Genomic DNA, 13808 nt, shown 5'->3' with positions numbered 1-13808 from the left:
GCGTAATCGGCACGGGAGAGGGATGTGACGGCGACACACGCGCAGCCGCACGCACGAGCGAGGGCGGGTGGCGTCCGTGATGTCCTCACCCTGATGCTGCTGCCGGTGCCGTTGATCGTCGCGACCCTGCCGGGAGCCTTCGCCGGCGGGGGCACCCGGCGCTGGTTCGGCGGGCGTGGCGAGAATCAGCGGGCCGAGGCGCAGGCGGCCAAGGACGCCGCCGCCGCCGCTTTCTACGAGTTGGACACGGCCCAGCGCGACCTGCGTATCTCGATAGAGACGATCACCGCGGTGGACAGCTCGCCGGGCGCGCGGCGGGCCGTGGACGAGTTCGCCGCCCTGGGACGGCGGATCGACGAGGTCAGCAGCGGCTACATCAACGCCGTCGACACACACGATCTCGACCGGGACGACCTGGAGCCGTCCGCCGCCTCCACCGCCCGTACGGAGCTGACCAGGGCCAAGGACGAGCTGGTCAGGGTCAAGGGCGAGCTGGACCGCTTCGAGCGCGGGCTCGGCCCGCTGCTCGACAAGGCGGAGACGCAGCTCGCGCGGCTGGCGCCCGCCGTGGAGCGGGCGCGGCAGACGCTGCTCGCCGCCAGCAACGCCCTGGACGCGGTGCGCGGCTCCGGGCTGCGGGCCGACGACCTCGCGACGCGGCTCGCCGCGCTCGGCCCGGAGCTGACCAAGCTCAACCAGGGCGCGGGGCAGCACGGCGTGGCCGAGACCATTCAGCGCGCCGACCGGGTGCTGCGGGACGCCGAAGCCGTACGGGCCGAGGCCGAGCGGCTGCCCGAGCGCGCGGCGGAGATCGACCGGCGGCTGGTGTCGCTGCGTACGCGCGCACAGGCCCTGACGACGCGCGCCGGCACGGTGGAGCCGGTGCTGAGCGAGCTGCGGCGCCGGTTCAGCGCCGCCTGCTGGCAGGACCTCCAGCCCGTACCGGAGCAGGCGGCGACCTCCGTGCACCAGGCGGAGGAGAAGCTGAAGGAGGCCGCGAAGGCACGCGACGAGCAGCGCTGGCCGGACGCGACGGCCCTGCTCAGCACGGTCCGGGCGCTGCTGAACTCCACCGACGAGGCCGTGTCGGCCGCCGGTGACCGGCTCCAGCGGCTCAACGCCGTCTCGAAGGACCCGCAGCGGGAGATCGACCGGACGCGGTTCGCCGTACGGGACGCTCAGCGCCTCGCGATGGCGGGCCGCAACACACCCGACCCCCGGCACGCCCGCCCGCTGGACGACGCCGTGGCACGGCTGGACCGGGCGGTGGCCGGGCTGGAGGGCCGGCATCCCGACTGGTGGCACTTCCTGACGGAGACGGAAGCGGTACGCAACACGGTGACCCGCGTGGTCGGGGAGATCCGGGACGAGCGGGGCGCGGGGGCCTGACCAGCCCGCCCAGGCGCCTTCGTACCGTCCGACTTGTCCCCTGCTCGTGCCGGACGGATCCTTGAGGTACCTACGCGGCACGCACGTACGCACCGGCTGAAGGGGGCCGCTCATGTCCGGTTCAGGGATCCGTTCCCACCCCGCACGGCAACGACAGCGCGGGGTCAGGCTCGACGAACATCTGCCCGTCGACCACAGCCTGAGCCGGGTGTACCGCGTCGGTGCGGGACTGATCGGTCTGGTGCTGCTCGTGTTCGGCATTCTGGGGCTGATCGACCAGGTCGGCGTCTTCGGCACCGGCAGCCACACCACCGCCGGCCTGAACACCAACGGCGCGCTGAGTGTCCTGTCCATCTGCGTCGGCGCGCTGCTCTTCGTCGGCATGCTGATCGGCGGGAACTTCGCCTCGACGCTGAACATGGTCCTCGGCCTGCTCTTCATCGCCAGCGGCTTCGTCAATCTCGCGCTGATCGACAGTTCGTTCAACCCCCTCGCCTTCCGCATCCAGAACGTGCTGTTCAGCTTTGTGGTGGGTGTGCTGCTCATGTTCTTCGGCATGTACGGGAGAGTCAGCGGCAGCCTGCCGCACGACAACCCGTACTGGCGGGCCCGTCACCCGTCCCAGGTGGAGGACGAACGGACCGGCCGGGCCGCCGCCGGGCAGCGGGCCGTCCACGCCCACCGTGCCGTCACCTCCCACCGGCAGGGCGCCCACCGGTCGGCCGGATAACCTGACCGCATGCCTCGCTACGAGTACCGCTGCCGCCCCTGCGACACCACCTTCGAACTCAGCCGTCCCATGGCCGAGTCATCGGCGTCGGCCACCTGCCCCGCCGGCCACCAGGACACCGTGAAGCTGCTGTCCACGGTCGCCGTGGGCGGCTCGGCGAAGGGCTCACCGGCCGCCGCCTCCGCCCCCTCGCCCGGCGGCGGAGGCGGCTGCTGCGGCGGGGGCTGCTGCTCCTAGGAACCGCCATTGCTGAACAGGGCCTAGCGTGGGAGTCATGATCGCAAGCAGCCCACAGCAATGGGTCAACACGCTGATGGACACGCTCGGGGCGCCGGGCGCGGGCATAGCCATCGCGCTGGAGAATCTGTTCCCTCCCCTGCCCAGCGAGGTGATCCTGCCGCTCGCGGGCTTCGCGGCCAGCACCGGCAAGATGAATCTGATCGCCGCGCTGCTGTGGACGACCGCGGGCTCGGTCGTGGGCGCGCTCGCCCTGTACGGGTTGGGGGCGTGGCTCGGCCGGGAGCGGACCATCGCGCTCGCGGCCAAGGTGCCGCTGGTGAAGGCGAGCGACATAGAGAGGACCGAGGACTGGTTCCGCCGGCATGGCGCGAAGGCTGTCTTCTTCGGCCGGATGATCCCCGTGTTCCGCAGCCTGGTCTCCGTGCCCGCGGGCGTCGAGAGGATGCCGCTGCCTCTCTTCCTCTGTCTGACCACGCTCGGGAGCGCGATCTGGAACACCGCGTTCGTCTTGGCCGGCTACGCGCTCGGCGAGAACTGGAAGGAGGTGAGCAGCTATGTCTCGACGTATTCGAGGGTGGTCCTGGGCGTCGCGCTGCTCGCGCTCCTGGCCCTCGTCGTCCGGCGGGTCGTCAAGTCCCGCAACGAGCGGCGGCAGCGGCGCGAGTGAGCCGCCGCAGGATCTCCTCCCCGGCGGCCACGCCGGTCTCGGTCACTGTCTCCACGTGCGGGGCGCTCCAGCCGGTGTCGGCCAACTCGCCGTGGCCGGGCCGCCAGCCGCGGTCGGCGGCCAGCAGCAGATCGGCGTCGAGGAGCGAGTCCCCGGCGGCGAGGGTCAGTTCGGCGCCGGTCCGGCGGGCGACCTCGCGTACGGCGGCGCTCTTGGTCAGCGGGCGGGGTACGGCGTAGATCTTCCGGCCCTGGAGGGAGACCGTCCAGCCTCGGCCGTCGGCCCACTCGGAGAGTTCCTTCACCCAGCCTTCGGGCAGTAGCGCGCGGTCGACCACGAGATACGCGAAAAGGTCTTCGGCGATCCGCTCCTTGAGCAGCCAGGCGGGGTCGGCCGCGGCGAGCAGGTGTTCCCTGATTTCCGTCAGGGGGGCGCAGCTCGCAGCGAGGCGGTCCCGCACCCCGGTGTGCCACGCGGGGTCGGACTCGCCGTCGACAAGGAGATGGCCACCGTTGGCGCAGATCGCGAACCGGGGGGCGGGGCCCGGCAGATGGATACGGAAGTACTGCTCGCGGGTGCGGGTCGTGGTGGGGACGAAGACGGTGGCGCCGGCGAGGTCTCCGAGCAGCCCGGCGGCGGTCTCCGTCAGATACGACAGGGGCTTGCTCTCGTAGACCTCGACACAGAGCAGCCGGGGCGCCGCGGCGTCGGGCATGGCGAGTTGGAGGGCCGCCGACGAATAGATGAGGGTGCGGTCGAGGTCGCTGGCGACCAGGGCCGGCGCCGGGGCCTGGCTGGTCGTGGGATGGGGCGTGTTCACGAGGCGGCCACCGCCGTGCCGTCCGCGCCCGTGGCGCCGCGGGTGTAGCGGGGGTGGATCAACCCGACGCAGGTGTAGGGAAGTTGGTCGACCTCTTCGACGGGTACGCCGCGCTGCCGGGCGAGCAGCCGGACATGGTCGAGGTCGGCTCCCGCGCCGCGTTTGGCGAGGATCTTCCAGGGGACGCGGCGCAGCAGGACGCGGGTGGTCTCGCCGACGCCGGGCTTGACGAGGTTCACGTCGTGGATGCCGTACTCCTCGCTGATCCGCTCGACGGCGGCCCAGCCTTCCCAGGTGGGTGCGCGGTCGGTGGCGAGGAGCTCCTTGACCTCGGTGTCCACCGCGTCCGTGACCTCGCCGAAAGGGGCGGCCACGGTGTCCAGGAAGTAGCCGGACACATCGGCGTCGGCGAGTTCTCGGTAGTGCTTCGCGCCGTGGAAGTCGTCGGGGCCGACGAGATCGGCGCGCAGGACGGTGCGGGAGATGAGTCCGGAGACGGTGGAGTTCAGGCAGGCGGAAGGGATGAGGAAGTCCTCTCGGGTGCCGTAGGTCCGTACACAGCCGCCGGGGTCGGCGAGGACCGCGATCTCGGGGTGGAAGTCTTCGAACTCGGCCAGTGCGTCGGCCAGTTCGCGGGTGATGGCGCCCTTGCCGGTCCAGCCGTCGACGAAGACGATGTCGGCGGGGTTGTGGTGGGCGGCGAGCCAGCGGATGGCGTTGGTGTCGATGCCACGGCCGCGCACGATGGAGATGGCGTAGTGCGGCAGATCCAGGCCGTGCCGGTACTGGGCCCAGCGGCGCATCAGGACACCGACCGGTGTGCCGGCCCGGGCGAGTGAGACCAGGACGGGCCGGGCCCCGGTGGCTTCGCGCGAGGTGGGATCGGCGTAGCGCCGGGGGTGCTCGGCCAGCACGGTCTCGGTGACGGTGCCGACGGCGCGGGCGATCCGGGCGGCGGAGACAGCGAGGGCGGACCGGAAGAGTTCCTGGTACTCGGCGCTCGGCTGGTACTCGACGGGCAGTGACTCCGCGTAGTGGGCGCCGCCGCTCTGGATCGCTTCCTCGCGCTCTTCGGTCGGGGCTTCGAGTTCCACGTCGGACAGGTCCTGGAGGAGCCAGCCGACGTCGTCGGCGGCGTACGAGGAGAAGGCGGGGCCACGGAGGGGGGCGGGCAGCATGGCGGGGTCCTGCCGGTCGGGGAGGTGCGAGGGAGCGGGGGCGCGCACGGGGGCGGGAACAGGGACGGGGAGGTACGCGGGGACGACGGCGAGCACGACGCGCGGGACATGGGCGGCGAGCTGTGCGAGCAGGCCGCCGGGGGCGTGCAGCTCCGGGGAGTCCGCCAGGGAGTCCACGACCGCGACGACGGCGTCGAAGCCGCCACCGGCGACGTTGTAGGCGTACCGGTCGCCGTCGCCGGTGCCGTCGCCGGCCGGGAAGGCCGCGGTGTCGTGGGCCGGGAAGACGAGCCGGCTGCGTATCGCGTAGCCGGGGTCGTCCACGGCGAGGACGGGCGAGCGGGTCGTGGTCGAGTAGCGGACGTCGATGCCGGGATCGGACCGCTCCAGCTCCAGGGCGAGGCGCAGGGGCGCGTACATCAGCTCCTCGAAGCCGAGGACGAGTACGCGCCGGGCGTCGCCGATCCCCTGGGCGAGCGCGGCGGCCATGCCGGGGACGGCGGACTCCAGGCGGGCGCGGTGGGCGGGCGTGAAGCCGTGCCGCCCACCGTCGGGCAGCCCCTCGGGCCAGCCGAGCCGTACGCGCACGATGTCGCCGCCCACGGTGTCCGGTGAGCGTACGCCTTCACCTTCGCCTTCGCTTACGTCCGCGTCCGCGTCCGCGTCTGCTTCTGTGCCCGCGCCCGTCCCCGTGTCACCGTCGTACTGCGCGACCAGCGCCTGGCCGCGTGCCAGGACGCCCTCCGGGAGGGTGACCGTGCCCGAGGCCATCGCCACCAGGTCGACGCGGGCGCCGACGTCCTTGGCGAACTCCGCGAGCCGGCCCCGGTCGGCGGCGGAGCGCATGTCGACGAGGGCCACGATCACGTACCACCGGCGCGGGTAGCGGGTGTGCAGGGAGCGGATGGTGTTGAGGACGGTGTTTCCCGTGGAGAACTCGTCGTCCACCAGGACCAGCGGACCGTCCCCCGCCAGCAGCTCCGGGTCCTCGGGGAGCAGCAGATGCGAGCTGGCGTGCGAGTGGGACTCCTCGAAGCCGCCCGCGGTGGCGACACCGGGCACCGGACGGCGGGTGGAGTGCAGGTACGGGGCGCGGGCCACGCCGTCGGCCACCGAGTGGCCGAGGCCGGTCGCGGTCTCCGCGTAGCCGAGGATCACGGTCCGCTCGACGGCGTCGCCCAGCAGGTCCCGTACGCGTTCGCCGAGGGCGACGCCGGCGCCGTGGACGACGGAGGGGCGCTGCGGGACGTGTTTGCCGAGGACGTTCGAGACGAGGAGGTGGGCGCGCTTGGGGTTGCGGCGCAGGGCCAGGCCCAGCAGCTCGCGCAGTTCGTCCCCGCCGACGAGCTGTACGCCCAGCCGTTCGGCGACCCATGACCCCGACCACACCACGGTGATGTTCTCCTCTGCCCTTGCGGCTGTCCTTGCGGCTGCCCTGCCGATTGCCGTGCCGATTGCCGTGCCGATCCCGCTCACTCCCCCAGCCCGGCGGCAAGCAGCTCCACGAAGCCGATGTCCTCCCTGGCGACACCGAAGACCTCGGCGCGCTGCATGGTGCGTTCGGCCCAGGCGCGGTGGGGCTTCACCTCGTTCATCTTGTTCGTGTACGCGGAGCGCAGCACGCCTCCCCCGCCCCGTTCCGGCCGCAGGATGTCCTGGGCGTCACTGAACTCCTCGTGACTGACGACCGACAGCGCGTGCACGGGCATGACGTGCGAGGGATGGATGCAGGTCTTGCCCACCAGTCCGTTGGTCTGGTCGAGCTGGATCTCGCGCAGCAGTCCGTCGAGGTCGTGCTCGATGAGCGCGGTGCGCAGTTCCTCGGCCCGTCCTTCGAGGAAGGGGCTGCGGCGCAGCTGCGGTTTGAACATCCGCTCGTGGAGTCGGAAGTACTCCCACACGGGGCCGGTGATCGTGAAGCCGGTGCCGTCTGCGCGGCCGAGGACGTTCACCACGTCGGCGATGACGGCTGCGACGATGCGTACGTCGTACGCGGTCATATCGGGCGAGCGGCGGAGCCCGTACGCGGAGCAGAAGTCGGTGACGCCGAGCCGCAGCGCCAGGATCCGCTCCCGGTACTTGTCGACGGTGCGGGCGATGCCGGTGAGGGTCTCGGCCCGGGTCTCCAGGTGGAGCAGTTCGGGCGATTCGAGTACGGGCATGGCGAAGAGCCGCTGCCCGCTCTCATGTTCGGCTGAAATCAGTGCTTCGAGGAAGGGGACTCCCCGCTCCTCGGTGAATTTCGGAAGTACGAATCCGGACAGGATGTGCGCTGCGGGGCCGAGCCGGCGTACGAGGTCGGGTATCTGGTCCGGTTCGCGGACCCGGACGAACAGCAGCGGCAGCTCCACGCCACGCCGGTCGAGGTCGGAGAACTGCCGGATCAGGTTCCCCTCGGCCCACTCGACCTCGGAGTCGTCGATGGAGTCCTCCAGGCACAGCACCATCGACACGACGCCCCGACCGGCCAGCTTGACCACGTCCTCCGCCAGCCGCGACCTGGTCGCGGGGCTGTAGAGGGTGGCTCCGAGGGCCGCCGACAGCATGCGGGCCGGGGACGCCGCGGTGAACTCGCCGGGCTCCTGGTGGAACAACCCCTGGCGGGCAGTGGGCGGAATATGCCCGAAGTGACGCATTTACATCCCCCGTACTGCCACGGTGGTCGCGTTGACATGTGGCCGGTAATAGTACGTATGGACGGGAGCCAAGAGTTCCACACGCGGATGAATTTCAGGTAACTCGTCCACTTCTCGCCCCTGTCTCAGCCGCGCCCCCTCCCTCCACCATGCCCCCACGTTGTCCGCGCGGCCTGCGGGAAGGCAGGATGACCGGCATGACGCACGCGATGGTGAAGGGCTCGAACGTCCCCCTCGACGCCATGGCCGTAAGGGCCGTGCTGCGCTGGACCCCGGGTCCCGGGGTGCCCGACGTGGACGCGTCGGCGCTCCTGCTGGGCCCCGAGGGACGTGTGCGCTCCGACGAGGACTTCGTCTTCTACAACCAGCCACGTCACCCGTCGGGCCTGGTCAGGCGGCTACCGAAGAAACAGGTGGCCGAAGGGCTGACCGACACCGTCGAGGCCGATCTCGCCGCCCTCGACCCGAGCGTCGACCAGGTGGTCCTCGCGGCGTCGTCGGACGGGGCGAGTTTCCAGTACGTGCACGACCTGCGGGTCCTGCTGTACGACGCGGGCCAGGCCGACGGCGACCCGCTGGCCGTCTTCGATGTACGCCCGGAGACCGGCGAGGAGACCGCGATCATCTGCGGTGAGCTGTACCGGCGTGGGAACCACTGGAAGTTCCGGGCCGTGGGCCAGGGGTATCCGACCGGTCTGATCGGGCTGGCGACGGCCTTCGGCATCTCGGTCGACGAGACGGAAGGGGCCGCCGGGGCACCGGGCGCGGAGGGGGCGACCGCCCTGCTTCCCGGCCGGCCGGATCCGGCGCACGGCGCGCCCCAAGCGCCCCAGGTGCCCCTGGCACCGCCCACGCAGCCCACGCAGCAGCCGCATTTCCCGGCCCAGCCCGCCTACGGGTATCCGCAGCCCGCGTCGGCGCAGCCCGGCTACGGCTATCCGCACGCGCCCGCCCCCGGTGCGGGGCCTCAGCCACCACTGGCGCCGCCGGTACCGCAGGGGGCTCCGGCGTACGGCTATCCGCAGCCGGCCGCGGCGGCGGCCCACGCGCCGGACCCCAATTTCCGGCTCCCGCCGATGGGGCCCCAGTTCGTCCGGCCGTAGGTGGGCCTCCCGCTCGCCGCCCGCTCAGGTCTTCGTCTTGTAGCCCCGCCCCCACTGGAGACCCCACCCGTACAGCCGGTCGAGTTCCGCCTGGAAGCCGTACACGAACTTCACCTCGCGACGCACCACCAGCTCGCCCTTGACGGTCTCCATCGAGAACACCGCGCACGACCGGGCCTGCGGGGCCCGCTCGTCCAGTTCGATCTCGACACGCGGCCCGTTGCTCGGGTAGAGCGTGACGTTGGCGTGCGTCCGGTCGAAGGCAGGGGTGCGGTCGTAGATGTAGACGAAGACGAGCAGCCGTTTGATCTCTTCCCGGTGGTCGAGGTTGATGAATATCGTCTCGCCGGAGGGAGCGCCGAAGCGGTCGTCGCCGCTGAGTTTGACGTACGGCGCCTCGTTCAGGCTGCCGAAGAAGCCGCCCAGCGGCTGCACAACACCCTTGCTGCCGTCTGCCAGTTCGTACATGCACCCGATGTCGAGGTCGACGTTGACCACGCCCAGGGTGTGCGCCTGAACCACGTCGGGCTTGAAGAGCTTGAAGGGGTGCCGCAGCAGTCCGCCGCTCCGCTTCGACCGTCCCTCGATGTCCGAAGTACGCATCCGCCACGACAGGTTGACCCGCAGGTTCCCGGTGGCGGCGCCCTGCTTGGTGAGTGAGACCGCCGGATTGCGCTTGGTCAGTTCGATCGAGTTCGTCGAGGAGTTGCCCGAATCGAATTGTGATGCGTTGCCTCGCCACAGATTGTCCCAGAAGGCCATCCCCGCCCCACCCCCACCATTTCCCACTTGTCGGACGCCCTAGGGGACGCCGTACAGAACGTGAACAGCGGGGCGGCCAGAAGGCTTCCGCCTCAGACCGCCCCGCTCAGAGCGTTCCCGCTATTCCCGTCCGGTCACACCCCGGAGGCGGACTCAGGCGTGGACTTTCGTCTTGTCGTCCGAATCCCCGCCGCCTTCGGCCGCAACTCGCTTGTTGCGGAGCACAGATGACCAGAAGGAGGCACCGATCAGCACCACACCGATGAGGCCGGTGATGAACTCGCTGATCCCGTGCTCGATGGTGATGAGCAGGAGGACGGCGAGCGCGCCGATCGCGTAGTGCGCGCCGTGCTCCAGGTAGACGTAGTCGTCGAGGGTGCCCTCGCGGACCAGGTAGACGGTGAGCGACCTGACGTACATCGCACCGATACCGAGGCCGAGCGCCATCCAGAAGATGTGGTTCGTGATGGCGAACGCGCCGATCACGCCGTCGAAGGAGAAGGACGCGTCCAGGACTTCGAGGTAGAGGAAGAGGAAGAAAGCGGCCTTGCCTGCGAGGCCCACGGCCGAGACCTGCTTGCCTTCGGCCTTGGCCTTCTCCTCCTCCTCGTGTTCGCGCTCCTCTTCCTCTTCGATCTTGTTCTCGAAGAAGCTGGAGAGCCCGTTGACGACGAGGTAGGTGATCAGACCGGCGACGCCGGAGAGCAGTACGGTGGCGGACTTGTCCTCGTACCCGGTGCTGGTGTGCGCGTTGGTGGCGAACGTCATGGCCGTGACGAGCAGGACGATCAGCGCGACGCAGGCCGACAGCATGTCGACCTTGCCGAGCTTGGACAGCGGGCGCTCCAGCCAGCCGAGCCACTTGATGTCACGGTCTTCGAAGATGAAGTCCAGGAAGATCATCAACAGGAACATGCCACCGAAGGCGGCGATCGACGGGTGCGCGTCGGTGACGAGTGCCTCGTACTGTTCGGGCTTGTCCATCGCCAGCTGAACGGCCTCGATGGGACCGACCTTGGCGCTGATCGCCACGATGGCGATGGGGAACACCAGCCGCATACCGAACACGGCGATCAGGATGCCGATGGTGAGGAAGATCTTCTGCCAGAAGGCATTCATCTTCTTCAAAATCCCGGCATTGACAACGGCGTTGTCGAAGGACAGCGAGATCTCAAGGATCGACAGGATCAGTACGATCCCGAACGCCTCCCACCCCCACTGCCAGGCCGCGAAGGCAAGGCCGGCCGCCGTGACGGCGAACGACCAGCCGAAGGTTCTCAGGATCACTGACTATCCCATCTGGTGTTAACGGGTCTTGCCCCGCGCAGAGCACTGCTTTACGAAACGTTGACCCCGAAGTCTAGAGCGATACCACGCAGTCCCGACGCGTACCCCTGCCCCACGGCCCTGAACTTCCACTCACCGCCGTAGCGGTAGAGCTCGCCGAAGATCATCGCGGTCTCCGTCGACGCGTCCTCCGTCAGGTCGTAGCGGGCGAGTTCCTGACCGTCAGCCTGGTTGACGACGCGGATGAACGCGTTGCTCACCTGGCCGAAGGTCTGGCCGCGGGCGTCGGCGTCATGGATCGACACCGGAAAGATGATCTTGTCGACATGCGCGGGCACGATGGGAAGGTTGACCAGCAGGGACTCGTCGTCGCCGTCGCCCTCACCCGTCAGGTTGTCGCCCGTGTGCTCGACCGAACCGTCGGGGCTGGTGAGGTTGTTGTAGAAGATGAACCACTCGTCACCGAGCACGCGCCCCGACTGACAGAGCAGTGCGCTGGCGTCGAGGTCGAACGGCGCTCCGGTGGTGGAGCGCGCGTCCCAGCCGAGACCGATCAACACCTGGGTGAGGTTCGGTGCGGCCTTGGAGAGGGAGACATTGCCCCCCTTGGCGAGTGTGACGACCATGATGGTGAGTCCTCCCCGGGTGATGTGGTGCCGGGCCCGGCGCGCCTGACGCCGTGCTCGTGGTGCGTGGTGCGTTGTGCGGGTGCGTGGTGCGGGTGCGTAGTGCTTGTCGTACGTGGTGCGTGCCGCTCGTACAGGTCGGAACCCGCACGGTGAGGCGCGTCCGGCGCCGCACTGGGAGGTGCGGCGCCGGACGGACGGACCAGCGGGCTCAGACGTTGACGCCGAAGTCCTGCGCGATGCCACGCAGGCCAGAGGCATACCCCTGTCCGATGGCGCGGAACTTCCACTCGGCGCCATTTCGGTAAAGCTCGCCGAAGACCATCGCGGTCTCCGTCGACGCGTCCTCCGTCAGGTCGTACCGCGCCAGTTCGTTGTTGTCGGCCTGGTTGACGACGCGGATGAACGCGTTGCGCACCTGGCCGAAGGACTGCTGGCGGTTCTCGGCCTCGTAGATCGAGACCGGGAACACGATCTTGTCGACGTCGGCGGGGACGGCGGCGAGATTGACCTTGATCGCCTCGTCGTCGCCCTCGCCCTCACCGGTGGTGTTGTCGCCGGTGTGCTCCACGGAGCCGTCGGGGCTCTTGAGGTTGTTGAAGAAGACGAAGTTTCCGTCTCCGGTGACCTTGCCCTCGGCGTTCGTCAGCAGGGCGCTGGCGTCGAGGTCGAAGTCGTTACCGGTGGTCGTACGGACGTCCCAGCCCAGACCCACGGTGACCGCGGTCAGGTTGGGCGCGGCCTTGGTCAGCGAGACGTTGCCGCCCTTGCTGAGGCTGACTCCCACGAGTCCTCCCTTGATGAGTTTCACAGGGGCGGGCGGCCTCGGCGCCGGCCACTTCGGCCGTCGTCGCCGCGCGTCGCGCCCCCTGGTGCAATGTGCATCGGATCAACGATCGAATCGTAGTGGCCGGTTCCCGCCCCTTGTGCGGTTTACCGGGACAACCCCGCCCTCACATGGCCTTTCGCGAGAGACGGCAATCAGGAGTGGCGAGTTGTCGTCATAGTGCGGCGAGGGCCTTGACGTAGTCATCGAGGTCGCGGGCGTCCGGCAGCCCGTTGACGACCGACCAGCGCACCACGCCCGCCTTGTCGATGATGAAGGTGCCGCGCAGCGCGCAGCCCTTGTCCTCGTCGAAGATCCCGTACGCCCGTGCGGTCCGCCCGTGCGGCCAGAAGTCCGACAGCAGGGGGTACTCCAGCCCCTCCTGCTCGGCGAAGACCCGCAGAGTGTGGATGGAGTCGGTGGAGACGGCGAGCAGCTGGGTGTCGTCGTTGACGAAGGCGGGCAGTTCGTCGCGCAGTGCGTGCAGCTCGCCGGTGCACACGCCGGTGAAGGCGAACGGGAAGAAGAGCAGCACCACGTTCCGGCCGTCGCCCTCGGGGCCTGCGCGCAGCTCGGAGAGGCGTACGGTGCGCCCGTGGTTGTCCTTCAGGGTGAAGTCGGGCGCCTCGGTGCCGGGCGCGACGCCTGTCCGCGCCGTTCCGCTGGTCGTCCCGGTGGTCGCCCCCGTGGGTGTCCCCGTTGCCCCCGTGGTTGTCTCCGTCATCCGTGTCAGCCCCCTTGTCTCCGGCCCTCACCGACCTGTGCACGACCCTGCGCAAGGGCGGCCCCCGGCGGCGGATGCCGGCGGGGGCCGTCAGTGCGTGCGAGGCTTGCGAGGCATGTCTGCCAGGCTGCCGCTTCGGCTCTCGCGCTCGGATGCGGCGCCCGTTCTCAGCGCTTGGACTTCGTCGCCACCTTGGGCGTGACCAGCCGGCTGCCCGTCCAGTCCTTGCCGGCGTTGATGCTCTTGGTCTGCGCCAGGCCGGCGGTCTGGGCGGCCTCGTTGATGTCGCTGGGCTCGACGTAGTTGTCACGGCCGGTCTTGGGCGTCAGCAGCCAGACCGCCCCGCCTTCGTCGATCAGACCGATGGCGTCCACCAGCGCGTCCGTCAGGTCGCCGTCGTCGTCGCGGAACCACAGCACGACGGCGTCGGCGACGTCCTCGTACTCCTCGTCGACGAGCTCCTGGCCGATGACGGCCTCGATGGACTCACGGAGCTCCTGCTCGACGTCGTCGTCGTAGCCGATCTCCTGGACCACCTGTCCGGGTTCGAACCCAAGCCTCGCGGCCGTGTTGGTTCGTTCCTCCGCGTGGTCCGCGGTCGCGCTCACGGATTGCCTCCTGATCATGTTTTGGAAAATGCTTCAGCCACGCGCGTACGCGGGGTGCTGGCCGTAGTCCACACGGGCCGGGCGGATCGCGCAAGTACCCGACGGCCGAGACCGCCGAAACGGGTATGTTCCGGGCTGCTTCGTCGCATCTCCTGACACCCCTGTAACACCGGCCGCGATGGACGTCGGGAGTTTCCTCCCCGTTTGTCATC

Annotated in this window: 14 protein-coding genes; 5 read left to right on the top strand and 9 right to left on the bottom strand. The window is 69.7% G+C overall.

Annotation, left to right across the window (positions count from 1 at the left end):
• The first annotated feature begins 24 nt into the window (after window positions 1-24).
• The 4 genes from OG700_RS28585 to OG700_RS28570 all read left to right on the top strand — a co-directional run bounded on the left by OG700_RS28585 (window position 25) and on the right by OG700_RS28570 (window position 3026).
• Window positions 25-1389 (top strand): hypothetical protein, encoded by a 1365-nt coding sequence (locus OG700_RS28585; protein ID WP_405618469.1) that lies wholly within the window; start codon window positions 25-27, stop codon window positions 1387-1389.
• Window positions 1390-1501: 112 nt separating this feature from the next.
• Complete coding sequence (locus tag OG700_RS28580) at window positions 1502-2119, top strand: DUF4383 domain-containing protein (protein ID WP_405618467.1); 618 nt, start codon at window positions 1502-1504, stop codon at window positions 2117-2119.
• 9 nt (window positions 2120-2128) lie between these two features.
• Window positions 2129-2356 carry a zinc ribbon domain-containing protein gene (locus OG700_RS28575; protein ID WP_405618465.1) on the top strand — a complete coding sequence of 76 codons (228 nt, stop codon included), beginning with the start codon at window positions 2129-2131 and terminating at the stop codon, window positions 2354-2356.
• A gap of 37 nt (window positions 2357-2393) precedes the next feature.
• Window positions 2394-3026 (top strand): DedA family protein, encoded by a 633-nt coding sequence (locus tag OG700_RS28570; protein WP_405618462.1) that lies wholly within the window; start codon window positions 2394-2396, stop codon window positions 3024-3026.
• Here OG700_RS28570 and OG700_RS28565 read toward each other — a convergent pair.
• The 3 genes from OG700_RS28565 to OG700_RS28555 all read right to left on the bottom strand — a co-directional run bounded on the left by OG700_RS28565 (window position 2989) and on the right by OG700_RS28555 (window position 7660).
• Entirely contained in the window at window positions 2989-3846 is an 858-nt protein-coding gene (locus OG700_RS28565) for an HAD family hydrolase (RefSeq protein WP_405618460.1), read from the bottom strand. The two genes, OG700_RS28570 and OG700_RS28565, sit on opposite strands and share 38 nt — an antisense overlap.
• Complete coding sequence (locus tag OG700_RS28560; protein ID WP_405622040.1) at window positions 3843-6422, bottom strand: phosphoribosyltransferase; 2580 nt, start codon at window positions 6420-6422, stop codon at window positions 3843-3845. The genes OG700_RS28565 and OG700_RS28560 overlap by 4 nt, the downstream gene beginning before the upstream one ends.
• A 74-nt stretch (window positions 6423-6496) precedes the next feature.
• The gene (locus OG700_RS28555) at window positions 6497-7660 is read right to left on the bottom strand and encodes an HpcH/HpaI aldolase/citrate lyase family protein (protein ID WP_405618458.1); all 1164 of its coding nucleotides are present in this window, start codon (window positions 7658-7660) and stop codon (window positions 6497-6499) included.
• A 188-nt stretch (window positions 7661-7848) separates the two neighbouring features.
• On the opposite strand from OG700_RS28555, the gene OG700_RS28550 reads away from it, so the two are divergent.
• Window positions 7849-8763 (top strand): TerD family protein, encoded by a 915-nt coding sequence (locus tag OG700_RS28550; RefSeq protein ID WP_405618455.1) that lies wholly within the window; start codon window positions 7849-7851, stop codon window positions 8761-8763.
• 24 nt (window positions 8764-8787) lie between these two features.
• Here the strand turns inward: OG700_RS28550 and OG700_RS28545 are convergent, their stop codons facing one another.
• The 6 genes from OG700_RS28545 to OG700_RS28520 all read right to left on the bottom strand — a co-directional run bounded on the left by OG700_RS28545 (window position 8788) and on the right by OG700_RS28520 (window position 13596).
• Window positions 8788-9525, bottom strand: coding sequence for a Tellurium resistance (locus tag OG700_RS28545; RefSeq protein WP_405618453.1), 738 nt, complete (start codon window positions 9523-9525; stop codon window positions 8788-8790).
• A 153-nt stretch (window positions 9526-9678) separates the two neighbouring features.
• The gene (locus OG700_RS28540) at window positions 9679-10812 is read right to left on the bottom strand and encodes a DUF475 domain-containing protein (protein ID WP_405618451.1); all 1134 of its coding nucleotides are present in this window, start codon (window positions 10810-10812) and stop codon (window positions 9679-9681) included.
• A 50-nt stretch (window positions 10813-10862) separates the two neighbouring features.
• Entirely contained in the window at window positions 10863-11438 is a 576-nt protein-coding gene (locus OG700_RS28535) for a TerD family protein (protein ID WP_405618449.1), read from the bottom strand.
• A 211-nt stretch (window positions 11439-11649) separates the two neighbouring features.
• The gene (locus OG700_RS28530; protein ID WP_405618446.1) at window positions 11650-12225 is read right to left on the bottom strand and encodes a TerD family protein; all 576 of its coding nucleotides are present in this window, start codon (window positions 12223-12225) and stop codon (window positions 11650-11652) included.
• Between the two features lie 214 nt (window positions 12226-12439).
• Window positions 12440-12988, bottom strand: a complete 549-nt coding sequence (locus tag OG700_RS28525) for a peroxiredoxin (protein WP_405618444.1) — start codon at window positions 12986-12988, stop codon at window positions 12440-12442.
• 167 nt (window positions 12989-13155) lie between these two features.
• On the bottom strand, window positions 13156-13596 hold the full coding sequence (locus OG700_RS28520; RefSeq protein ID WP_405618442.1) for a DUF3052 domain-containing protein: 441 nt from the start codon (window positions 13594-13596) through the stop codon (window positions 13156-13158).
• Window positions 13597-13808: the final 212 nt, after the last annotated feature.

The sequence above is a fragment of the Streptomyces sp. NBC_01508 genome (assembly GCF_045040315.1).
Classification (GTDB): domain Bacteria; phylum Actinomycetota; class Actinomycetes; order Streptomycetales; family Streptomycetaceae; genus Streptomyces.
Note: the sequence above shows the minus strand (reverse complement) of the source record. Positions and strands in the feature narration are given on the sequence as shown.